This window comes from Geodermatophilus obscurus (assembly GCF_900143215.1).
Lineage (GTDB): Bacteria > Actinomycetota > Actinomycetes > Mycobacteriales > Geodermatophilaceae > Geodermatophilus > Geodermatophilus obscurus_A.
Window position 1 is genome coordinate 5,229 of record NZ_FRDM01000019.1, and the last position, 22,529, is coordinate 27,757.

Below are 22,529 nucleotides of genomic sequence, written 5' to 3' on the forward strand. Positions count from 1 at the left end.
GGCACCGCGACGTCGTCCCCGATCGGGTAGCCGAGCATGCCGGTCTGCGCGCCCAGCGACCGCCAGCGCTCCAGGATCGCGCCGCGCACATCGTGCGCGCCGGTGGACGGCGTCCAGGCGATGACGCCACCCACGTACGAACGCCGGCAGCCGTCACCGGTGTACCCGCAGACCAGGCCACTGGTCGGCTCACCGAGCACCCGACTGCCGCCCAGCTGCGCGTAGGCGGCATCGATGGGGTGCACGGGCGCCCGAGTGCCCGCCGAGACGCGCACCCGGGCTCCGGAGGGGGTGGCCGCCAACACCGTCACCGTGAAGGGCACGGCTCCGAAGGACACGGGGCTGGTCGGGGGCAGCGCGACGGCGAGGTCGGAATCCCAGCCGCTCTCCGGGGACGGGGTGCCGTCCAGCAGCCACGAGGTGTCGCCCTGGACGTGGGTCTCCTGCCGCAGCAGCACGCCGCTCTGCAGTCGCGCCGCTGCACCGGCCGCCGTCCCGAGCCAGCTGTCCTGGCCGGTCGGGGTCCGGTACTCGAGCCAGAACGCGTAGCCGTCGTCGTCGACCAGCCGGACCGCCCGGGTGCCGGTCCGGGCACCGACCGGCGCGAGGGTGTACTCGGTGGCGGCGGCGCCGGCCACCAGCGTGGGGGCGGCGCTCGAGGGCAGCACCCCGAGGCTCGCGGCGTGGACGGCGTTCAGCGAACCGACCTGCTCCCATGAGACGCCCATGACGTCGTACAGGTCGTGGTAGCTGGTGACCTGGCAGGGGCCGCTGTCCACCACGCCGTCGCACTGGAGCAGGGACGAGTGCCCGAGGCCGAGGTTGTGCCCGAACTCGTGAGCGATGACCGCGGTGCCCGCCTCCTGCACGTAGGCCAGCCCGCCGGAGCCGGGACCGTTGCCGATCGTGCCCAGTCCGTAGCCGCAACCAGGTGAGTCGGTGGGCACGTAGACCAGCAGGTGCCTGCCGGGGCCCTCGGTCCACCGCGCCCGGGTGGCCGCCTCCTTCCACAGCGCGAACGGGTCGCTGCAGGTGAGCGCGGACTGGGTCGTCCAGTCGAGGCCCGCCACCGTGCCGAGGCGGACGGCACCGTCGGTCTGCTGCTCCCAGAAGGCGGCGACCGGCCCGTTCACCGCTGCCATGACCTCGGTCAGGGTGGTGGTGTCCCGGGCCGCTCCGGCCGGCTGCAGCATGACCACGGTGACCTGGTGGTTCACCGCACCGGCGGCCGGGGCCGTGATCGCCGCGGGGGCGGCCAGCACCTCGGTGGACAGCACGTCGAGTGCCGGCTCGAGGCCACCCTGCGCGGCCTGGTCGACGACCGGGTTCCCCAGCACCACCTCGACGGTGGACCCCGTCTCGACGTCCTCGACGTCCTCGGTGGGCACCCGCACGACCTCGCCGTCGTCGGACTGCACCCAGCTGAGCAGCGTGCCGTCGTCCTCGTGGGCCCCACCGACGATCTCGTCGGGAGCCGGGTCCGCGTAGCCCTGGACGAGCTCACCGATGACCGTCTCGCCGCTGGTGGGGGTCTCCTCGGCGGCGGCCGGCGGTGCGACCAGGACCGGGAGGACGGCGGCCGCTGTGACGGCGAGGACCAGCAGCCGGGGGGAACGCACAGGTGGCACGGAGGGTCTCCAAGCGCGAGGGGCCGGTCCCCTCATCGGCAGGCCGGACCGGGAAGTGGAGGCGGGAGCTCAGTCCCGGCCGCGCACGCTCCGCTTCCGGGTGACCGTCCAGCCGGCGAGCACCAGGACCCCCACGCCCGCGGCCGCCGCGACGGGCAGCGCCCAGCCGGCGCGGGAGGCGACCCGGACCGCGGCGGGCACCGGCTCGGTCAGCCGCACGTCGGCGGCGAGCGGTGCCGCGGGCGCCTCCGGGGCAGCGGCTACGGGGACCTCCGGCGCGCCCGCGACCTCGGCCGGGACGGCGGTCGCGGTGGTCGCCGGGGCGGCGGGCCGCAGGTCCGGCGCGGCGGCCAGGACCTCCGGCGTCGGGTCGCCGTGGGGCAGCGGGGTCACCGGGACGGCGGCGCCGGCGGCGGGGACGACGGTCAGCGTCGCCCCGGCCGCGGTGACGGCGCCGACGGTGACGGTGAACGCGCCACCGGCGACCGGCACCGGCACGCCGAGGGGCAGCGCGGCCTGCAGGTCGTCGTCCCACCGCGCGGCGGTGGACGGCGTGCCGTCGAGGAGGAGCGCGGTGTCGGGCATCCGGCCGGTGCGGTGCAGCAGGACGCCGGAGTCGAGGCCGAAGCGGTTGCCGGCCGCGCCGAGCCAGGCGTCGCGGCCGACGGCGGCGCGCAGCTCCAGCCAGTAGGTGCTGCCCGTCGCGTCGGTCAGCCGCACCGCCCGGGTGCCGCCGCGGGACGCGAGCGGGGCCAGGGTGACCGTCGTCGCCGGCCCGGTCGCCGCGACCGGCACCTGGGCAGCGGAGGACAGCACGCCCAGCTGCGCGGCCTGCGGGGCGTTGAGCGACCCGACCGTGCTCCAGGAGGCGCCCATGACGTCGTAGTAGTCGCGGTAGGGCGCGGTGCGGCAGGCACCGGTCTCGACCGCGGCGTCGCACTGGTGCCCCGAGGAGTGCCCGAGGCCGAAGTTGTGGCCCAGCTCGTGGGCGATGACCGAGGGCAGCACGTCGCGGACGTAGACCCGCCCGCCGCTGCCCACACCGGTGCCGACCTGACCGAGCGCGTAGGAGCAGCCGGGGAGGTCCCGAGGCAGGCTGCTGACGTGGACGACCAGGTGGCGGCCGGGGCCGGGCACGAAGCCGGTGCGGGCGGCGACCTCGTTCCACAGGGCGGTCGGGTCCGCGCACCCGGCAGTGGTCTGCAGCCAGTCGTGCGCCTCGGTCACGCCCAGCCGGACGGCGCCGTCGGTCTCCCCCGCCCAGAACTCCGCGACCGGCCCGTCGACGGCGGCCTGGAGCTGGCTCAGCGTCGCGCCGTCCCGCCGCCCGCCGGCCGGGACCACCATGGCCACGGTGACCTGGTTGGTCAGCCCGGCCACCCGCGCGGCGTGCGCCTCCGGGGCCTCCTGCAGCAACTCGGCGGCGAGCACGTCGCGGGCGGGCGCGAAGCCCTGCTGGGCGGCGTCGTCGGCGACGTGCCGGCCCACCGTGAGCTCGACGGTGGAGCCGACCGCCAGGTCGGCCACCGCCTCGGTCGGCACGCGGACCGCCCCGCCGGTGGTGCTCTCGATCCAGGTCAGCGGCGCCTCGGCGTGCTCGGCACCCGCGGCGGAGCCGGCCGGCCCGGCCTCTGGCCAGGCCTGCACGATCTCGCCGACGACCGTGTCCGGCGCCCCGGCCTCCTCGGCCCGGGCCGCCGTCGCCGGCAGCGTCAGGCAGAGGGCCAGCGCGGTCGCGGCACCGGCCAGCGCCCGGAGCGGGCGGCGGCGGGGGGCGGGGGCGTTCCGGTGGGGGCGCATCCTCCCTGTCCTCGGCAGCCCGCGCGCGCGTCGGCACCGGACGACCGGGCTCCAGCCGAACCCGCCGTCACACCCGACCCAGGCCTCCCGGACGCCCCCGCCGTCCCGTCACACGGATCCCGGTCGCCACGAGGGCCTCGTGCCCCCCTGCAGGGGTCCCGCCGCGAGCGTGGTGACGTGCTGGAACGGCCTCGAGTCAGGGTCCCGTCCCGAGCATGCGAGGGATGGGGGGACGCGGGGTCCTTCTTCAGGCGAGGGCGTCGGCCCGCATCAGCCGCCGGCCGGCCTCGGTGATCGACCCGGACAGCGACGGGTAGATCGCGAAGGTCTGCGCCAGGTCGGTGACCGTCAGCCCCTTCGTGACCGCCAGCGCGATCGGCAGGATGAGCTCCGACGCCCCGGGGGCGACGACGACCCCGCCGACGACCACGCCGGTCGCCTGCCGGGCGAACAGCTTCACGAAGCCGTCACGCAGGTCGGCCATCTTGGCCCGCGCGTTGGTCGCCAGCGGCAGCCGCACGACCTCGATGTCGGCGCCCTCGGGCAGCGTCTTCTCCTGCACGCCGACCGTGGCGATCTCCGGGTGGGTGAAGACGTTCGCCGAGACCGTCTTGAGCCGGATGGGGGTGACCGCCTCGCCGAGCGCGTGCCACATGGCGATCCGGCCCTGCATCGCCGCGACCGACGCCAGCTGGAAGACCCCGGTGACGTCGCCGGCGGCGTAGATGCCCGGGACGCTCGTGCGCGAGACGCGGTCGACGACGACGTGCCCGGACGGCGCGAGCTCCACCCCGCACTGCTCCAGGTTCAGCCCGTCGGTGTTCGGCACCGTGCCGACGGTCATCAGCGCGTGCGAACCGTCGACGGTGCGCCCGTCGGTGAGCTCGACGACGATGCCCTTCTCGGTGCGCCGCACCGCCGCGGCCCGGCCGCGCTGAAGCCGGCCGCCGCGGGACTGGAAGACGTCCTCGAGCACCTCGGCGGCGTCGGAGTCCTCGCCGGGCAGCACCCGGTCGCGCGAGGACACCAGCGTCACCGGGACGCCGGCCTCCAGGTAGCCGGAGGCGAACTCCGCGCCGGTCACCCCGGAGCCGACGACGACCAGGTGCTCGGGCAGCTCCTGGATGTCGTAGACGTCGCGCCAGTCGAGGATCCGCTCGTGGTCGGGCTCGGCGCCGGGCAGCACGCGGGGGTCGGCACCGGTGGCGATGAGGACGACGTCGCACTCCAGCGTCTCGGCGACCTCGCCCTCGCCGTCCAGCACCTCGACCCGGTGCTTCGCCAGGCCACGGACCTCGTCGGAGAGCCGGCCCTGGCCGGCGACGACGCGCACACCCTCGCCGACGAGGCGGGCCTTGATGTCGGCGGACTGCGCCACGGCGAGGCCCTTGACCCGCTGGTTGACCGCGGGGAGCTCGATGCCGACGGTGGCCAGCTCCGAGCCCCGCACGCCGAGGGCGGCCGAGTCGCGCACGTTGCTCATCACCCCCGCCGAGGCGATGAAGGTCTTGGAGGGGACGCAGTCGGTGAGCACGCTCGCTCCACCGACGCCGTCGCGCTCGACCACGGTGACCTGCGCACCGAGGGATGCGGCGACCAGCGCGGCCTCGTAGCCGGCGGGGCCACCGCCGATGATGACGATGCGGGTCATGGGGGGTCCTATCGGTGCGGTGCGGACACGTGCCGCGGGCCATTCTCCCCGTTGCGGGGAACGACGTGGCCCATCTCCCACCGAGGGGCGTGCCACACCGCCGTAGGCTGCCCGGTGATGGGCCTCTACGCCGCGTACGGGTCGAACATGGACCCCGCACAGATGCTCCGGCGCTGTCCCTCCTCCCCGCACACCGGCACCGGCTGGATCAAGGGCTGGCGGCTGACCTTCGGGGCCGAGGAGTACGGCTGGGAGGGGGCGCTGGCCACCCTCGTCCCGGACGACACCACGCCGGGCGAGTCGCTGTCCCCCGGCGTCTTCGTCGCCCTCTACGACCTCACCGGCGCCGACGAGGTGGCGCTCGACGCCTGGGAGGGGGCCGACCAGGGCCTCTACCGGAAGCTGCACCTGCGGGTGCACACGCTGACCGGCGACCAGGTGGCCTGGGTCTACGTCCTCGACGCCTTCGAGGGCGGGCTGCCCTCGGCGCGGTACCTGGGCGCGCTCGCCGACGCCGCCGAGGCCGCCGGTGCGCCCGACGACTACCTCGCCGAGCTGCGCGCCCGGGAGTGCCGCTCCACCGGCGTCTGACCGGCCGCCTTCTCTCGTGATCATGGCGCTGGAACCACTCCGTGACCCGATCTGGTGGTCACAGGACCATGATCGTCCGGCGTGGGTTGCCGAGGTGCCGCGCCACCGCGGCCACCATCCGCTCGTGCTGCCGGTAGACGTCGGTCGCGGTGAAGTGCAGGAGACGCCAGCTCCGGTCCGTGAACCAGTTGTGGCGATCGCGGTCGGCCGTGAGCTGCTGGCGGGTCATGTGGGACTCGAGGCCGTCGAACTCCGCGCCCACGAGGACGTCCTCCCAGCCCATGTCGAGGCGATGGCGGCGCCACCCGTCGGTCACCTCCACCTGGACCCGCGGGGCCGGGAGCCCGCCGGCGAGGAAGCGCCACCGCATGCGGGACTCCATCGGTGACTCCGCACCCGCGTCGGCACACGGGATGAGCCGCCCGAGTCGGACGACGCCGCGCAGTCCACGCTGACGAGCACAGGCGTCGGCCAGGTCCTCCCGGTCACACGTGCCGCCGCGCAGCGCCGCATCGAGCGTCGCGAGCCCGTCGATCGACGCACTCAGCCGAACGACGTCGCAGGCGGTGCGCGCGGGTGGTGTGCACCAGATCCCGCGATGGAGGACGGCGTCGTCCGTCCCGAGCGAGGACGGGTGGACCTGCAGTCCCGACAGACGGCGGTTGTCGATGTCTGCAGGGCCGAGGAAGTGCAGGACATCGGTACCGGCCGCCTCCCCGCCCCGGAGGTCGAACCCCCAGAGCACTGCGGCGGTGGAGTGGCAGGCGACGAGGTCCCCGCCCAGCCAGAGCGAAGCCGCCCGGACGAGCAGCTCCGGTCGGTCGGGCAGGTCTCCGTCCGCGAACACCCCGCGCCATGGCATGCGGCGCCAGCGCCGACAGCGGAGGTGCGAGCGGATCTCCGCCGGCGAGCAGACTGCGAGCGCCTGCTCCCGTGTGAAGACCCCGCCCTGTCGATCAGTGGTGCGCAGGAGTCCTGGGTGCATGCGACGACCGTCGACGTCCGACGAGGTCGCGTGCGTCGGTTCCGGACATCGGTGGAGAACGGCCGACGCTGGGGACACTCCTCGTGATCATGGCGCCGTGACCACGCGACCGGCTCCGGAAGCGGTCTCGGCGCCATGATCGCGGGAAGCAGGGGGCCGGATCGTTCGCTCAGGCCTGGGGAGCCGGTGCCGCGAGGAAGGTCTCCAGCAGCTGCTGCGCGGCCAGCGCCGGGGTCAGCTCACCGGCCAGCACCGCCTTCTCCAGCTCCGGTGCGGCGGCCCGGACGCCGGGGTGCGCGCGCAGCCGGTGCTCCAGGCCGTCGCGCACCAGCTGCCGGGTCCAGCGCACCTGCTGGCTGCGCCGCTGCTCGTCGAACGCGCCGGACGCCTTGCGCCGGTCCTGGTGCTCGACCAGCTTGGCCCACACCTCGTCGAGGCCCTCGCCGGTCAGCCCGGCGCAGGTGAGCACGGGCACCTGCCAGTCCTCGCCGTGCCCGCGCAGCATCCGGATCGCCCCGGCCAGCTCGCGGGCGGCCTTGCGGGCGTCGGGGGCACCGGGCCCGTCGGCCTTGTTCACCGCGATGACGTCGGCGATCTCGAGGATGCCGCGCTTGATCCCCTGCAGCTGGTCACCGGTGCGGGCCAGCGTCAGGAACAGGAAGCTGTCGACCATCTCGGCGACGGTGATCTCCGACTGCCCGACCCCGACCGTCTCCACCAGGACGACGCCGTACCCGGCCGCCTCCACGACGACCATCGACTCCCGCGTAGCCTGCGCGACCCCGCCGAGCGTGCCCGAGGTCGGCGAGGGCCGGATGAACGCGTTCGGGTCGACCGAGAGCCGCGCCATCCGGGTCTTGTCCCCGAGGATCGACCCACCCGAGCGGGCCGACGACGGGTCGACGGCGAGCACCGCGACCTTCGAACCGGCCGCGGTCAGCGTCACGCCGAGCTCGTCGATGAAGGTCGACTTGCCCACCCCGGGGACGCCGCTGATGCCCACCCGCCGCGCTGTCCCGGCGCGCGGCAGCAGCTCGACCAGCAGCTCCTGCGCGCGCTCGCGGTGGTCGGCGCGGTGGGACTCGACGAGCGTGATCGCCCGGGCCACCGCCCGCCGGTCACCGGCGAGCACGCCCTCGACCAGCGCCGGGACGTCGACCTGCCGAGCCGCCATCAGTGACCGAGGCGCGACGACAGCGTCCGCAGCAGCCCCTGCGCCGCCTCGGCGACGACCGTGCCGGGCAGGAACACCTCGGCCGCGCCCATCTCCTTGAGCGTCGGCACGTCGTCGGGCGGGATGACCCCGCCGACCACGATCATGACGTCGTCGGCCCCGAGGTCGGCGAGCGCCTGCTTGAGCGCCGGCACCAGCGTCAGGTGGCCGGCGGCCAGCGACGAGACGCCGACGACGTGCACGTCGGCCTCCACCGCCTGCCGGGCGACCTCCTCCGGCGTCTGGAACAGCGGGCCCACGTCGACGTCGAAGCCGAGGTCGGCGAAGGCCGTGGCGATGACCTTCTGCCCGCGGTCGTGGCCGTCCTGGCCCATCTTGGCGACCAGGATGCGGGGACGGCGCCCCTCGGCCTCCTCGAACGCCTCGGCCATGCTGCGGGTCTCCTCCATCGGCCCCGAATCTCCTGCCTCCTCGCGGTACACGCCGGAGATGGTGCGCACCTGGCCCGCGTGCCGCCCGTAGACCTCCTCGAGCGCGTCGGAGATCTCCCCGACGGTGGCCTTGGCCCGGGCGGCCTCGACGGCGAGCTTGAGCAGGTTGGCGTCCAGTTCGCGACCGCGCCGTCCCTCGGCGGCCGCGCGAGCGGCGTCGGTCAGCCGGCGCAGGGCGTCCTGCACGGCGGAGCCGTCCCGGGAGGCCCGCAGCTCCTCCAGCTTGGCCTTCTGCTGGGCGAGCACGTCGGCGTTGTCGACCCGCAGCACCTCGATCGCCTCGTCGGCGTCGACCCGGTACTTGTTGATCCCGATCACCGGCTGCCGGCCGGAGTCGATGCGCGCCTGGGTGCGGGCGGCGGCCTCCTCGATGCGCAGCTTCGGGATGCCGTCGTCGATGGCCTGCGCCATGCCGCCGTGCTCGGCGACCTCCTCGATGTGCGCCCAGGCCCGACGGGCCAGGTCGTAGGTCAGCTTCTCCACGTACGCCGAGCCGCCCCACGGGTCGATGACCCGCGTCGTCCCCGATTCCTGCTGCAGCAGCAGCTGGGGGTTCCGCGCGATCCGCGCGGAGAAGTCGGTGGGCAGCGCCAGCGCCTCGTCGAGGGCGTTGGTGTGCAGCGACTGGGTGTGGCCCTGGGTGGCGGCCATGGCCTCCAGGCAGGTGCGGACGACGTTGTTGTAGACGTCCTGCGCGGTCAGCGACCAGCCCGAGGTCTGCGAGTGCGTGCGCAGCGCCAGGGACTTCGGGTTCTGCCCCCCGGCGTCCTTGACCAGCCGCGCCCACAGCAGCCGCCCGGCCCGCAACTTCGCGACCTCCATGAAGAAGTTCATGCCGATCGCCCAGAAGAACGACAGCCGTGGCGCGAACTTGTCCACGTCGATCCCGGCGTCCTTGCCCGCCTTCAGGTACTCCACGCCGTCGGCCAGCGTGTAGGCCAGCTCCAGGTCGGCCGTCGCCCCGGCCTCCTGGATGTGGTAGCCGGAGATGGAGATCGAGTTGAACCGCGGCATCTGCTGCGAGGTGAACGCGAAGATGTCGCTGATGATCTGCATCGACGGCTTGGGCGGGTAGATGTAGGTGTTGCGGACCATGAACTCCTTGAGGATGTCGTTCTGGATGGTCCCGGTCAGCTGACCGGGCTCCACCCCCTGCTCCTCGGCGGCGACGATGTAGAGGGCCAGCACCGGCAGGACGGCGCCGTTCATGGTCATCGAGACACTCATCCGGTCCAGCGGGATGCCGTCGAACAGCTGCCGCATGTCCAGGATCGAGTCGACCGCGACCCCGGCCATGCCGACGTCGCCGACCACGCGCGGGTGGTCGGAGTCGTAGCCCCGGTGGGTGGGCAGGTCGAAGGCGATCGACAGGCCCTTCTGCCCGGCGGCGAGGTTGCGCCGGTAGAACGCGTTGGACGCCGAGGCGGTGGAGAAGCCCGCGTACTGGCGGACCGTCCACGGCTGCGTCGTGTACATCGTGGGATAGGGCCCGCGCAGGTAGGGCGGCAGCCCCGGGTAGGTCTGCAGGAAATCCAGACCCCGCAGGTCCGCGGGGGTGGACAGCGGCGGGACGGCGATGCCCTCCGGCGTCTCCCAGGTGGCCTCCTCCACGCCACGGCCGGTGGCCTCCTTGAACCGCTTGGCCCAGTCGTCGGCCGACGCGGCCGCCGCGGGGCGGCCCAGGTCGACACCGCTGAAGTCGGGGATCGCACTCATGCCGGCACTCCCAGCTGCTCGTGGACTCGATGCAGGACGTCGAGCGCGTCGCACCCGGCGTACACGTACCCGTCGACGCCGTCGACCGCCAGCGACGGCTTCCCGGCCAGCCACACCTGCGTGGCACCGGCCGCGCGGAGCTCGGCGGCCAGCCCGGCCGCGGACCCGGCGTAGTCCTTGTCGGTCCCGCAGATGCAGGCGACCGTCGTCCCGGCGTCGGCGAGACCGGAGGCCCCGTCGCCGGACGGCGTCGCCACTCCCCCGGCCTGGAACAGGTTGCCGGCGAAGGTGGCCCGCGCCGTGTGCCGGGCGATCGGGCCGATGGTGGCGAGGTAGACCTGCGGACGCCGGTCCGCCGCGTCGGCGCGGTCGCGCAGCTCCTCGAACGCCTGCGCGGCGCGCACCCGCGGCAGCCCGCCGGTGGGGTGCAGGTCCGCGGCGGGTTGCCGCTCGGGCAGCTTCTCGGCGAGGTTGGGGAACTCGCTGACGCCGGTGATCGCGTCGGTGCGGTGCGCCAGCCGCTCGGCGCGGGCGTCCCACGCGGCGGCGATCCGGTCGCGCACGAGGCCCGAGTCCAGCGCGGCGGCCAGCCCACCGGCCCCCTCGATCTCGGTGAACCAGCTCCAGGCGGCCTCGGCCAGGGCGTCGGTCAGCGCCTCGACGTACCAGGAGCCGCCGGCCGGGTCGAGCACGCGGGCGAGGTGCCCCTCCTCGACCAGCAGGCTCTGGGTGTTGCGGGCGATCCGCCGGGAGAAGGCGTCGGGCAGGCCGAGCGCGGCGTCGAAGGGCTGCACGGTGACGACGTCGGCGCCGCCCACGCCCGCCGCGAAGCAGGCGACCGTCGTCCGCAGCATGTTGACCCACGGGTCACGCCGGGTCGTCATCACCGAGGAGGTGACGGCGTGCTGCCGCTGCCCGCGGACGTCGACCGAGGCGCCGCTGACCTCGCCGACCCGGTCCCACAGCCGGCGGGCGGCGCGCAGCCCGGCGATCGTCGTGAACTGGTCGGCACTCGCGGCGTAGCGGAACTCGAGCTGGGCGAACGCCTCGTCGACCGACAGACCCTGTCGTCCGTCCGCGGAGTCGGTGAGCGCCCGCAGGTAGGCCACGCCGGCGGCCAGCGAGCAGCCGAGCTCCTCGACGGCCGAGGCGCCGGCATCGGCGAAGACCGTGGCGTCGACGACGACGGTGCGCCAGCCGGCGGGCGCCCGGCGGGCGACGTCGGCCAGGCCGGTGAGGTCCTGCGCCTGTCCCGAGGCGGCGTGCACGCCCAGCGGGTCGAGGCCCAGCGAGCCACCGGGGGCGAGGTCGGTGCGGCCGTCGACGTGGGCGAGCAGCGCCTCGGCCGCGGCCGGCCCACCGGAGACCGACACCGGCGCCAGGTCCAGGTAGACGTCGGTGAGGACGTCGCCGAGCGCGTCGACCGGGATCGCGCCCTCGCCGAGCTCCAGCCACAGCGAGGTGACGCCGTTCTCCAGGTCGGCGGCGATGGCCTCCCGGGTCAGCGCGACGTCGGGGTGGGCGTGCCGCTGCCGGACGTCCCAGCCGCCGGGCACGTCGCCGCCCCCCGCGCCGGGCCGCGAGCCGCGGACGAAGGGGGCGAGCCCCGGGACGCCGACCGCGGCGGGCAGGTCACCGGCGTCCTCGGCGGTGTAGAGCGGGGCGACGCTGACGCCGGTGGCCACCGGCACCCGCAGTGCGTCCTCGACCGGCTCCGGCAGGTCCTCGCGCCCGGCCTTGCGCAGCACCGTGGCGACCAGTTCCCGCCACGCCTCCCGGGTGGCGGCCGGGAAGCCGGCGGCGAGCGGCAGCTCGTCGGGGACCTCGTGCTCGGCCGGCACCTCGGCGTCGGCCGGTGCGGTGGTCTGCTGATCGGAGGAACTCATCGTCGAACTCCCGGCATCGTCGGTCGATGAGCGTCAGTGTCTACCGTCGCGCAACCGGACCGGAACCGCTGGAGTGCGGTTTCGGTCCGGGCGGCGGCGCGCCGGCGTCGGCGGAGAGCGCGTGCAGCGCGGTGCGGGCCAGCAGCCGCACGCCGACCCCGATGGCCCGCTCGTCGACGTCGAAGGTGCCCCGGTGCAGGTCGAGCGGGGGTCCCCCGCCGTGGGTGCCCAGCCGGGCCAGCGCGATGGGCACGACGTCGGCGAACCAGCCGAAGTCCTCCCCGCCCATGCTCTGCGGGGACAGCTGCAGCCCCTCGCTGCCGACCGTCTCCAGCGCGGCCGAGCGCAGCAGCGCGACCGCCCGCGGGTCGTTGACCACCGGCGGCACCCCGCGGACGTAGTCGACCTCCACGTCGGCGCCGGTGGTGGCGGCGACCCGCTCCACCAGTGAGCGCAGCAGCGTCTCGGCGTCCCGCCAGGCGTCGCGGTCGAGCACCCGCACCGTGCCGCTCAGGTGACCGCGCTGCGGGATGGCGTTGGCCGCCACCCCGGCCTTGACCGCGCCCCACACCAGCGACATCCCGGCGCGCGGGTCGACCTGCCGGGACAGCAGCGCCGGCAGGTCGGTGATCAGCCGGCCGAGGGCGTCGACCAGGTCGACCGTCAGCTGCGGGCGCGCGGTGTGCCCGCCGGGGCCGGTGAGGGTGACGTCCATCCGGTCGCAGGCGGCGGTGATGGCGCCGGTGCGCAGACCCACGCTGCCGGCCGGGAGGGAGGGGTCGCAGTGCAGGGCGAAGGCGCGGGAGGCCCCCTCCAGCACGCCGGCGGCCACCACCCCGGTGGCCCCGCCCGGCACGGTCTCCTCGGCGGGCTGGAAGACGCATCGCACCGTGCCGGGCAGGTCCTCGATCGAGTTCAGGGCCAGCGCGGCGCCGAGCAGGACGGTGGTGTGCACGTCGTGCCCGCAGGCGTGGCAGGCGTTCTCGCGGGTGGAGGCGTAGGGGACGTCCTTGAGGTCGGCCAGCGGCAGCGCGTCGATGTCGGCACGCAGCACCACGATCGGGTCCCCGGAACCCACCTCGACGACCAGCCCGGTGCCGGAGGGCAGCCGTCGGGGTTCCAGGCCGGCGTTGCGCAGCCGCTGCTCGAGGAAGGACGTCGTCTCGAACTCGGCGTAGGACAGCTCGGGGTGGGCGTGCAGGTGCCGGCGCACGGCGACCAGCTGCGGGTGCCGCTCGGCGGCCCACTCGTCGACGGCCGTCCCCAGTTCCTCCGGGAACTGGGTCATCCGGCAGTGCCACTCATGCCGCAGTGCCCCTCCTGCCGCAGTGCCCCTCGTGCCGCAGTGCCCCTCGTGCCGCAGTGCCCCTCGTGCCGCAGTGCCCCTCATGCCGCAGTGCCCCTCATGCCGCGTGACCCCCCGAGCAGTCGGCCGGGCCGGGCACCGGCCCCGGCGGCCGGTCGGCCGGTCCGCTGGTGGGCAGGCCGTCCCGCAGCTCGGCCAGCAGGCTGTCGACGACGACGGTCAGGTCGCCGTCGGAGGCCGCGGCGACCGCGCGCTGCCGCTGGTAGGAGGCGCCAACGGCCAGGATGCGGTGGACGTCGGCCAGCTCGGCCTCGCAGCCCAGCCGGCGGGCGGTGGGCTCCAGCTCCTCGACCAGGTCGGTGATCGCCTGCCGCACCGGCCGCACCGTGCCCTTGTCGTCGACGACGATGTCGGCGTCCAGGCCGTAGCGGGCCGCCCGCCACTTGTTCTCCTGCAGCACCCACGACGCCGGGACCGGCAGGGTGTAGCCGCGGTCGAGCTGGGTGTCGAACTGCTCGACCAGGCACTGGGAGAGCGCCGCGACCGCGCCGATCTCGTCGAGGGTGGGCAGCCCGTCGCAGATGCGCAGCTCGACGGTGCCGAAGTCCGGGTGCGGCCGGATGTCCCACCACACCTCCCGGACGCTCTCGATCGCGTGCGTGGCGATCAGCGTCTCCATGTACTCCTCGAAGCGGTCCCAGCCCGAGAGCTGGTAGGGCAGCCCCGCGGTCGGCATCCCCTCGAAGACCTTGGAGCGGGCCGAGGCCAGGCCGGTGTCGCAGCCGACCCAGAACGGGGAGGACGCCGAGAGGGCCAGGAAGTGCGGCACGTACTGGGTCAGCGCGTTGACGATGGGGATCGCCTTCTCCGGCGCGCGGACGCCGACGTGCACGTGGACGCCGAAGATCTGCAGCCGGCGGGCCAGCCACTGCATCTTCTCGACCAGCTGCAGGTAGCGCTCCTTGGGCGAGATCTGCTGCGTCTGCCAGTCGGTGATCGGGTGGGTGCCGGCGCACATCAGGCCCAGGCCGCGGCGCTCGGCGGCTGCCCGCACCTCGGCGACGGTGCCGGCCAGGTCGGCCTTGGCCTCGGCGACGGTGGTGCAGATGCCGGTGATGACCTCGACGGTCGACTGCAGCAGCTCGTGCTTGGCCTTGGGGTGCTCCTCGGCGCCCTCGGGGCGGATCTCCTCGAGGATCTCCACCGCCCCGGCGGTCAGCTGCCGGGTCTGCAGGTCGACGAGCTGCAGCTCCCACTCGACGCCGAGGCTGGCTCGCTCGGAGGACCGGAACGGGATCTGCACCCCGGGGAGTCTAAGAGGACCCCCCTGCCCCCACCGGAGAAGGACCCCGTCCTCCTCACCCCTCGCACGCTTCGGGTGAGCCTCGGGACGGGGCCGGGCGGGCCCCTACAGGGGGGCCACCGTCCCGGCAGCCGGAGAAGCCGCTCCGACCAGGTCGTCCCCCGCGGTCCTCGGACGCGGCAGCCAGCGGGCGACCGGCACGCGCGCCTGCACCGCCGCCACGGCCCGCCGTCCGAAGCGCTCCTGGTCCACGACCGCGCTGCACAGGTTGCGCCCGACGACGAAGACGGCCCGCCCGTCCTGGGTGGGCAGCGCGGCCTCGACCAGCTCCCACGGGATGCTGTGGACGTCGCCGTCGCTGTCGCGGTGGGCCAGCTCCCGCTCCCCCACCACGAGCGCGACCCGGCTCTGCCGGGAGAACAGCCGGGCCAGCGCCGAGGGGCGGAACGTCTCCCCCGCCGGCAGCCGGTCCTGCACGTTGCACACGGACCGGCGCTCGACCGGCTCGCCGGGACCGGCGTAGTCGACCTCCTCGGGCAGGTACAGGATCGCCGTGGGTGCCGTGCCGCGCAGCGCCGCCGCGACCCGCTCGGGGGTCATGGCCCGCCACGCCTCCAGCACGTCCTGCACCGGGCGGAACGGCAAGCCGCTGACCGTGCAGTAGGCGGCGTCGGCCAGCTCGGACTCCACGACGGCGCGCTCGTCGGCGTCCAGCTCCTCCTCGAAGCCGGCCACCGCGTGGGCGAGCTCCGCCCCCGTCGGGCCGGACGCGCACAGCTCCGTGTACGCCTGCCAGAGCAGGCCGGCCACGGCGCCCTCCCGGCCCTCCCGGGCGTCGACGACGACGGCGACCTCGCGGTGGCCGGCCGTGACGTCCAGGGCCATCGAGTCGACGGAGTAGCTCAGCCCGCGGGCGAGGCGGGCGGTGTCCCGGAGCCGCTCCTTGAGCACCTCCACGCCCACCGTCAGGGCGGGGTCGCCCGCGCCGCCCGCGGACAGCAGCAGGCCGACGCCGGCGCCGTGCCCCGTGGTCCACACCGGCGCGGTCTGCGGCCGCGGGGCCGGGACGGGCCGCTCGGCACGGGGGCCGTCCGGCAGCGGCAGCCGCAGGCCGGCGGGCAGCGGCCCCGCGCACCACAGCGCGGCGTTGCCGCGGACGAACCAGCGGCGGGCGTGCGCCCGCACGGTCTCCTCGGTGAGGTACTCCGGGCCCGGCCCGTCGGCGACGGCCAGGCCGGGGCCGACCAGCCCGAACCGGGCGGCCCACAGCGCGCCGAGGGTGGAGTGCGCCGGAGAGCAGTTCTCCGCCTGCAGGACGCCGACCTCGAGCTCCATCCGCTCGGTGGGCAGGTCGCCCAGCGCCCGGCAGATGCCCTCCAGGAACGCGCCCACGGCCTCCGGCCGGCCGGTCGCGAAGAAGGTCGTGGTGTCGACGTCGGTGACGGCGTTGCAGCGCAGGTGCGACTTGGGCAGCGCGCCCATCGCCAGGTGCTCGACGAGGTGGGTGACCTCGATGGTCGCGAACGTCTCGTCCCGCAGGCCCACGCCGAAGACGAGGGCCGCGGTGGTCCGCGCCGGGCCGTCGGCGGTGAAGACGGGGACGCCGTCGATGTCGATGCGCTGCACCTCGACACAGTCGACCGCCCGCGCTCCGGCCTCCAGCGGACACGCCCGCAACGGGACAGCTGGGACACGTGTGCCCCGTCACCCACGCGGGCGCTGGGCTAGCGTTCCGGCGTGAGCGCAGCCCCCGCCGACGACCCCGCCGATGACCCCGCCGCCCTGGCCGCCCGCGCGGCCGACGACCTGACCAGCGCGCTCGGCGGCGGCCACGAGGCCGCCGTCGTCATGGGATCGGGCTGGGCTCCGGCCGCGGACGCCTTCGGCACCGTCGAGGGCAGCGTCGCCATCGGCGAGCTGCCCGGCTTCGCCGCCCCGACCGCGGTGGGCCACGGCGGAGAGGTGCGCTCGGTGCGGGTGGACGACCGGAAGGCGCTGCTCTTTCTGGGCCGCACGCACCTCTACGAGGGCCGCGGCGTGGGACCGGTCGTGCACGGCGTGCGGACGGCGGCCGCGGCGGGTGTGCGCACCGTCGTCCTCACCAACGCCGCCGGCGGGCTGTCGCCCGACCACCGGGTCGGCCAGGCGGTCCTGATCAGCGACCACCTCAACCTCACCGCCCGCTCCCCGCTGGTCGGCGCCACCTTCGTCGACCTCACCGACCTGTACTCGGCGCGGCTGCGGTCGCTGGCCCGCGAGCTGGACCCGGCGCTGACCGAGGGCGTCTACGCGGCGCTGCCCGGGCCGCACTACGAGACGCCGGCCGAGATCCGGATGCTGCGCACGCTCGGCGCGGACCTGGTGGGCATGTCGACGGCGCTGGAGGCGATCGCCGCGCGCGCCGCCGGGCTGGAGGTGCTGGGGCTGTCGATGGTCACCAACGCCGCCGCCGGCATCACCGGGGAGAAGCTCGACCACGAGGAGGTCCTCGCGGCGGGCAAGGCGGCGGCCGGCCGGCTGGGCGAGTTCCTCGTCGAGTTCATCGGGCGGCTGCCGTGACGGCCTCTTACACGGGGATGGCCGCGTGGTGGGTCCGGTGAGCGGGACGGTGCTGCTCACCGGCGCGGCCGGACGCATCGGCACGGTGCTGCGCGGCGGCCTGCCCGAGCGCGGCTGGGCGCTGCGCTCGCTGGACGTCGTCCCGATCGCCGATCCCCGGCCCGGCGAGGAGCACGTCGTCGCCGACGTCACCGACCGGGCCGCGATGGCCGAGGCCGTCTCCGGCGCCGCCGCGGTCGTCCACCTGGGCGGCGTCTCCGGCGAGTCGACGTGGGCGGCGGTCGCGCACGCGAACATCGACGGCACCCAGTGCGTGCTGGAGGCGGCACGGCAGGCCGGCGTCCCCCGGGTGGTGCTGGCGTCGAGCAACCACGCCACCGGCTTCACCCCGCGCCCGGCGTCCGGCGTGCTGCGCGAGGACGACGGCCTGCCGCGGCCGGACACCTTCTACGGGGTGTCCAAGGTGGCGGTGGAGGCGCTCGGCTCGCTGTACGCCGACCGGTACGGCCTGGACGTCGTCTGCCTGCGGATCGGCACCGCCGCTCCCGAGCCGATGACGACCCGTCACCTGTCGACGTGGCTCTCCCCCACCGACCAGGTGGGCCTGGTCGACGCCGCGCTGCGGGCGCCGTCCCCCGGGTTCGCCGTGGTGTGGGGCGTCTCGGCCAACACCCGCACCTGGTGGGACCTCACCGCCGCCCGCGCACTGGGCTACGAACCCGCCGACGACGCGGAGGTCTTCGCCGAGGCGCTGGTCGAGGTGCACGGCGAGCCGGACCTCGCCGATCCGGTGCACGCCCGGGTGGGCGGCGAGTTCACGACGGCCGAGTTCGACGCCGAGCACTTCGAGGAGCGTGCGTGACCGAGCGTGCGAGGTCACGCAGGGGTGCAGCGGCCTGGGTCACGGCTCCGACGAGCGCCGGCGAGGAGGACATGTGAGCCTGCTCGAGACCGCCCGCGCCTGGGCGGACGCCGATCCGCACGACGGCGACCGCGCCGAGGTCGAGGCGCTGGTCGAGGCCGAGAACTGGACCGAGCTGGAGCGCCGGTTCGCCGGGCCGCTGACCTTCGGCACCGCCGGGCTGCGCGGCCCGCTGCGTGCCGGGCCGGCCGGGATGAACGCCGCCGTGGTGACCCGCGCCGCGGCGGGCCTGGGTCGCTGGCTGGTCGACGCCGGGCACGCGGGCGGCGGCGTGGTCGTCGGCTTAGACGCGCGCCGGCGCTCCGACGAGTTCGCCCGGATCACCGCCGAGGTGCTGGCCGGCGCGGGGTTCGCCGTCCAGGTGCTGCCGCGGCCGCTGCCGACGCCGGTGCTCTCCTTCGCCGTCCGGCACCTGGGCTGCGTGGCCGGGGTGATGGTGACCGCCAGCCACAACCCGCCCGACGACAACGGCTACAAGGTCTACCTCGGCGACGGCGCGCAGCTGGTGCCGCCGGCCGACCGGGAGATCGAGGCGGCGATCGCCGCCGTAGGGCCGGCGCGCGAGGTGCCGGCGTCCGACGACTGGGTCACCCTCGGGGACGACGTCGAGGCCGACTACGTGGTCGCCGTGGTCCACGCGCTGGACCCCGACCGGGTCCCGGCCGCCGACCGCGCCGCGCTGCGGGTGGCCTACACCGCGATGCACGGCGTGGGTGCCGGGACGACGCGCTCGGTCTTCGCCGCCGCCGGCTTCCCGCCGCCGGAGAGCGTGTCGGAGCAGGACCGGCCGGACCCGGCGTTCCCGACGGTCGCCTTCCCCAACCCCGAGGAGCCCGGCGCGGTCGACCTGCTGACCGCGCTGGCGGAGCGGGTGGGCGCCGACGTGGCGATCGCCGAGGACCCCGACGCCGACCGCTGCTCGGTGGTCTCCGGCGGGCGCCAGCTCACCGGCGACGAGGTGGGCGGCCTGCTGGCCGACTGGCTGCTGCGCCACGGCGTGCGCGGCACGTACGCGGCGTCGCTGGTGAGCGGCTCGCTGCTGCACGCGCTGGCCGCCGCGCACCGCGTCCGGTTCGCCGAGACGCCGACCGGCTTCAAGTGGATCGTCCGCGCGGGGACCGACGACGAGCCGCTGGTCTTCGGCTACGAGGAGGCGCTGGGCTACGCCGTGGCGCCCGGGGTGGTGAAGGACAAGGACGGGATCTCCGCGGCACTCGCCGTCGCGCTGCTGGCCGCGGAGCTCGGGGCGACCGGCCGCACGCTGACCGACCGGCTCGACGAACTGGCGCTGGAGCACGGGCTGTTCGCGACCGGGCAGCTGTCGGTGCGGGTGGCGGACCTCTCCCGGATCGGCGCGATGATGGCGCGGCTGCGGTCCGCGCCGCCCGCGCAGCTGCTGGGGCGCCCGGTCGCCGCCTCCGACCTGCTGGAGGAGACCCCCGCGGTGGACGCCGTCCGGCTGCTCGGCGACGGCGTCCGGGTGATCGTGCGGCCCAGCGGCACCGAGCCCAAGCTCAAGGCGTACCTCGAGACCGTCGTCCCCGTGCACGAGGACGCCGGGATCATCGCCGCCCGCGGCCGGGGTGCCGACGAGCTCGACGCGCTTCGGGCCGAGATGGCAGTCGCCCTGGGACTCTGAGAGGCGCCATGTCTGTCCTCCTCGAGCCCTCCCCCACCGTCCAGGCCCACCCGCATCCGACCCGTCGCCCGGAGATCGACGGGCTCCGGGCGCTGGCGGTCGCCCTCGTGGTCGCCTATCACGTCACCACCGGCCAGGTGTCCGGCGGCGTCGACGTGTTCCTGGCCCTGAGCGGCTTCTTCCTCGTGCACGGCCTCATCGGCCAGGTCGCGCGGAGCGGCCGCGTCCGCCCTCTGACGTCGATCACGCGCACCCTGTCCCGATTGGTCCCCCCGGCCGTGCTGGTCCTGGCCGGCACCGTGGCCGCCAGTGCGCTGTTCCTGCCGGAGACGCGGTGGCGGGAGCTCGCCGGGCACCTGATCGCCTCGGCGACGTTCACCGAGAACCGCCGGCTGGTCGCCGAGACGGTCGACTACGCGGCCAGCAACGCCATCGCCAGCCCGGTGCAGCAGTTCTGGTCGCTGTCGATCCAGGTCCAGGTGCTCCTGGCCGCGCCCGTCGTCGTGGCCGCCGGGGCGCTGCTGTTCCGCGGCCGTCGTCGTCGGTTCGCCCGCCCGGCCGCCGTCCTGACCGTCGCGGCGGTCACCGGGGCGTCCTTCGCGTGGTCGGTGGTGGCGACGCGGGCCGATCAGCAGGCGGCGTACTTCTCCACGTTGCCCCGGCTGTGGGAGCTCGGCGCCGGCGCCCTGCTGGCCCTGACGCTCAGCGGGGTCCGGCCGGGACGGCGGACCGGCGTCCTGCTGGGCTGGGGCGCGCTCGTGGCGCTCGTCGCCTGCGGCGCGGTGCTGGACGGGGCGCACGCGTTCCCCGGCTGGCAGGCCGCCTGGCCGGTGGCGTGCGCGCTGGCCCTGCTGCTCGTGGCCGACTCCGGTGGGCGCCTCGGCGTGCACCGGCTGCTGGCACTGCGATCCCTGCGCTGGCTGGGGACCCGGTCCTACGCCCTCTACCTGTGGCACTGGCCGGTCCTGGTGCTGTACCTCGTCCACACCGGGCGCGAGTCGCCCTCGGTCAAGGGCGCGGCTGCGGTGGTCCTGCTGTCCCTCGCCCTGGCCGAGGCCACGTACCGCCTGGTCGAACGGCCCGCCGCCGAGCGGCTGCGCGGGCGGTCCCCCGTCCGCGTGCTGGGCCTGGTCGCGGCCGGCCTGGCTCCTCTGCTCGTCCTGGGCGCGGGCACCACCGTCTGGCTCGACCGCGAAACCGCCCGCGTCGCCGCGGCGACCGACGACCCGCAGTACCCCGGCGCGGTGGCCCTCTCCTCCCCCGTCGTGGCCACCGGGGGGATCCCCGGGGTCGAACCGTTGCCGTCCCTGTCGGTGATCCGGGACGACCACCCCTTCATGCCCGGTGCCGAGTGCACCGTGGAGGACGACCCACCGGACGCCGTGCCGACGCAGACCGAGACCTGCTTCCTCGGATCCGACGACCGCGAGCGCCGGATCGTCATCGTGGGCGACTCGCACGCCGCCCACTGGCTGTCCCCGCTGGCCGACCTCGCGGAGCGGCACCCGTGGCAGCTGGTCTCGCTCATCCGCGCCGGCTGCAGCCTCTCGACGCATTCCGAGTTCTTCGAGGAGGGCACGCCGGGGCACGAGGGGTGCGTGGCCTGGCAGTCCCGGCTGGTCGAGCGCATCGTCTCACTGGATCCCGACCTCGTGGTCACGGTGGGGACCCGGACGGCCTACGGGACCGACCCGGAGATCCTGCCCCCGGGGTTCCTCGACGCGTGGCAGCAGCTCTCGGACGCGGGGCTGCCGGTGATCGCGATGCGGGACAGCCCCCGGCACCTGCACGACGTCCCCGACTGCGTGGCCCAGTGGGGCGGGGACACCGACCGGTGCGGGACCCCACGCTCGTGGGTCTACTCGGACGACCTGCTGGACGCGGCCGACGCCGTGCTGCCCGCGGGGGTGAGCCTGATGGACACCAGCTCCCTGTTCTGCACCGACGACCTGTGCCCGGCGCTGGTCGGCAACACCTGGGTGTACCGGGACGACGGGCACGTCACCGGGACCTACATGCGCACGGTCGGGCCGCTGGTGGAGGACGAGTTCCTGTCGCGGGCGGGCTGGTGACCGCCGTGGACGTCCGCGCGCTGGTGTTCGACGTCTTCGGGACGGTGGTCGACTGGCGCGGCGGCGTCGCCCGCGAGGTGCACCGGCTGCTGGGCCCCTCGGTGGACGCGGCCACCCTCGCCGACGACTGGCGCGAGCGGTACGTGCCGTCGATGGAGCAGGTGCGCTCCGGAACGCTGCCGTGGACGCCACTGGACGCGCTGCACCGCGCGTCGCTGTCCTCGGTGCTCGCGGACGCCGGACTGGCTTCCGTCCCCGCCGAGGTCCGCGACGAGCTGGTGCTCGCCTGGCACCAGCTGGACCCGTGGCCGGACGTGCTGCCCGGCCTCCGCAGGCTGGCGCGCTCGTACGTGCTGGCACCGCTGTCCAACGGCAACGTGGCGCTGCAGGTGGACCTGGCGCGGCGGTCCGGGCTGCCGTGGGACGCCGTGCTGGGCGCCGAGGTCGTGCGGCACTACAAGCCCGACCCGGAGGTCTACGACTCCGCGGCGGAGCTGCTCGGGGTGCCCCCGTCGTCCGTGGTCATGGTCGCCGCGCACCTCGACGACCTCGCCGCGGCGCGGGCGCGGAGGCTGCGGACGGCCTACGTGCACCGGCCGGACGAGTTCGGCGGTCGGGTCGTGCCGCCGTCCACCGACCCGGACGCCGACCTGTCGGTGGCCTCGTTCGAGGAGCTCGCCGAGGCGCTGGGCGCCTGACTGTGAGGACTGCCATTGCCGGCGTTCCTCCCGGGTTGCCGGTGCTGCAGCGGCGGCCGAGCGCGAGGAACGACGGCAATGCGTTCGGGTGGTTGTCCACAGGGGTGC

Annotated in this window: 15 protein-coding genes and 1 pseudogene; 6 read left to right on the forward strand and 10 right to left on the reverse strand. The window is 75.1% G+C overall.

Translation table 11 applies throughout. The features are described from left to right. The 3 genes and pseudogenes from BUB17_RS16410 to BUB17_RS16420 form a co-directional block, all read right to left on the reverse strand. A pseudogene (locus tag BUB17_RS16410) lies at positions 1–1,628 on the reverse strand (hypothetical protein); the annotation flags it as partial. A gap of 69 nt (positions 1,629–1,697) precedes the next feature. Further along, positions 1,698–3,428: a zinc metalloprotease gene (locus BUB17_RS16415; protein ID WP_072919771.1), complete on the reverse strand. Its 1,731-nt coding sequence runs from the start codon at positions 3,426–3,428 to the stop codon at positions 1,698–1,700. Positions 3,429–3,675: 247 nt separating this feature from the next. Next, complete coding sequence (locus BUB17_RS16420) at positions 3,676–5,079, reverse strand: NAD(P)H-quinone dehydrogenase (protein ID WP_072919772.1); 1,404 nt, start codon at positions 5,077–5,079, stop codon at positions 3,676–3,678. A 117-nt stretch (positions 5,080–5,196) separates the two neighbouring features. Here BUB17_RS16420 and BUB17_RS16425 point away from each other — a divergent pair, with 117 nt between their 5' ends. After that, positions 5,197–5,670: a gamma-glutamylcyclotransferase gene (locus BUB17_RS16425; protein WP_072919773.1), complete on the forward strand. Its 474-nt coding sequence runs from the start codon at positions 5,197–5,199 to the stop codon at positions 5,668–5,670. 58 nt (positions 5,671–5,728) lie between these two features. Here BUB17_RS16425 and BUB17_RS26175 read toward each other — a convergent pair whose 3' ends face one another. The 7 genes from BUB17_RS26175 to BUB17_RS16460 form a co-directional block, all read right to left on the reverse strand. Further along, positions 5,729–6,517, reverse strand: a complete 789-nt coding sequence (locus tag BUB17_RS26175) for a hypothetical protein (RefSeq protein ID WP_072919774.1) — start codon at positions 6,515–6,517, stop codon at positions 5,729–5,731. Positions 6,518–6,824: 307 nt separating this feature from the next. Continuing rightward, positions 6,825–7,829 (reverse strand): methylmalonyl Co-A mutase-associated GTPase MeaB, encoded by a 1,005-nt coding sequence (meaB, locus tag BUB17_RS16435; RefSeq protein ID WP_072919775.1) that lies wholly within the window; start codon positions 7,827–7,829, stop codon positions 6,825–6,827. Beyond that, positions 7,829–10,036, reverse strand: a complete 2,208-nt coding sequence (scpA, locus tag BUB17_RS16440; RefSeq protein WP_072919776.1) for a methylmalonyl-CoA mutase — start codon at positions 10,034–10,036, stop codon at positions 7,829–7,831. The genes meaB and scpA overlap by 1 nt, the downstream gene beginning before the upstream one ends. Beyond that, positions 10,033–11,922: a methylmalonyl-CoA mutase family protein gene (locus BUB17_RS16445; RefSeq protein ID WP_072919777.1), complete on the reverse strand. Its 1,890-nt coding sequence runs from the start codon at positions 11,920–11,922 to the stop codon at positions 10,033–10,035. The genes scpA and BUB17_RS16445 overlap by 4 nt, the downstream gene beginning before the upstream one ends. A 40-nt stretch (positions 11,923–11,962) precedes the next feature. Then, positions 11,963–13,210 carry an amidohydrolase gene (locus tag BUB17_RS16450; protein WP_072919778.1) on the reverse strand — a complete coding sequence of 416 codons (1,248 nt, stop codon included), beginning with the start codon at positions 13,208–13,210 and terminating at the stop codon, positions 11,963–11,965. Between the two features lie 115 nt (positions 13,211–13,325). Continuing rightward, entirely contained in the window at positions 13,326–14,531 is a 1,206-nt protein-coding gene (locus BUB17_RS16455; RefSeq protein ID WP_072919779.1) for a glutamate--cysteine ligase, read from the reverse strand. Positions 14,532–14,636: 105 nt separating this feature from the next. Beyond that, positions 14,637–16,157 (reverse strand): peptidase M16 family protein, encoded by a 1,521-nt coding sequence (locus BUB17_RS16460; protein ID WP_072919780.1) that lies wholly within the window; start codon positions 16,155–16,157, stop codon positions 14,637–14,639. 111 nt (positions 16,158–16,268) lie between these two features. Here BUB17_RS16460 and BUB17_RS16465 point away from each other — a divergent pair, with 111 nt between their 5' ends. From BUB17_RS16465 to BUB17_RS16485, 5 genes are all read left to right on the forward strand, one after another. Next, positions 16,269–17,090, forward strand: a complete 822-nt coding sequence (locus tag BUB17_RS16465; RefSeq protein ID WP_208983420.1) for a purine-nucleoside phosphorylase — start codon at positions 16,269–16,271, stop codon at positions 17,088–17,090. 25 nt (positions 17,091–17,115) lie between these two features. After that, positions 17,116–17,952: an NAD-dependent epimerase/dehydratase family protein gene (locus tag BUB17_RS16470; protein WP_244277286.1), complete on the forward strand. Its 837-nt coding sequence runs from the start codon at positions 17,116–17,118 to the stop codon at positions 17,950–17,952. 73 nt (positions 17,953–18,025) lie between these two features. Continuing rightward, entirely contained in the window at positions 18,026–19,651 is a 1,626-nt protein-coding gene (locus BUB17_RS16475; protein WP_072919781.1) for a phospho-sugar mutase, read from the forward strand. A gap of 8 nt (positions 19,652–19,659) precedes the next feature. After that, a complete protein-coding gene (locus BUB17_RS16480; protein ID WP_072919782.1) occupies positions 19,660–21,723 on the forward strand; it encodes an acyltransferase family protein in 2,064 nt (687 codons plus the stop codon). Then, positions 21,720–22,421, forward strand: a complete 702-nt coding sequence (locus BUB17_RS16485; RefSeq protein WP_083606382.1) for a haloacid dehalogenase type II — start codon at positions 21,720–21,722, stop codon at positions 22,419–22,421. The genes BUB17_RS16480 and BUB17_RS16485 overlap by 4 nt, the downstream gene beginning before the upstream one ends. Positions 22,422–22,529: the final 108 nt, after the last annotated feature.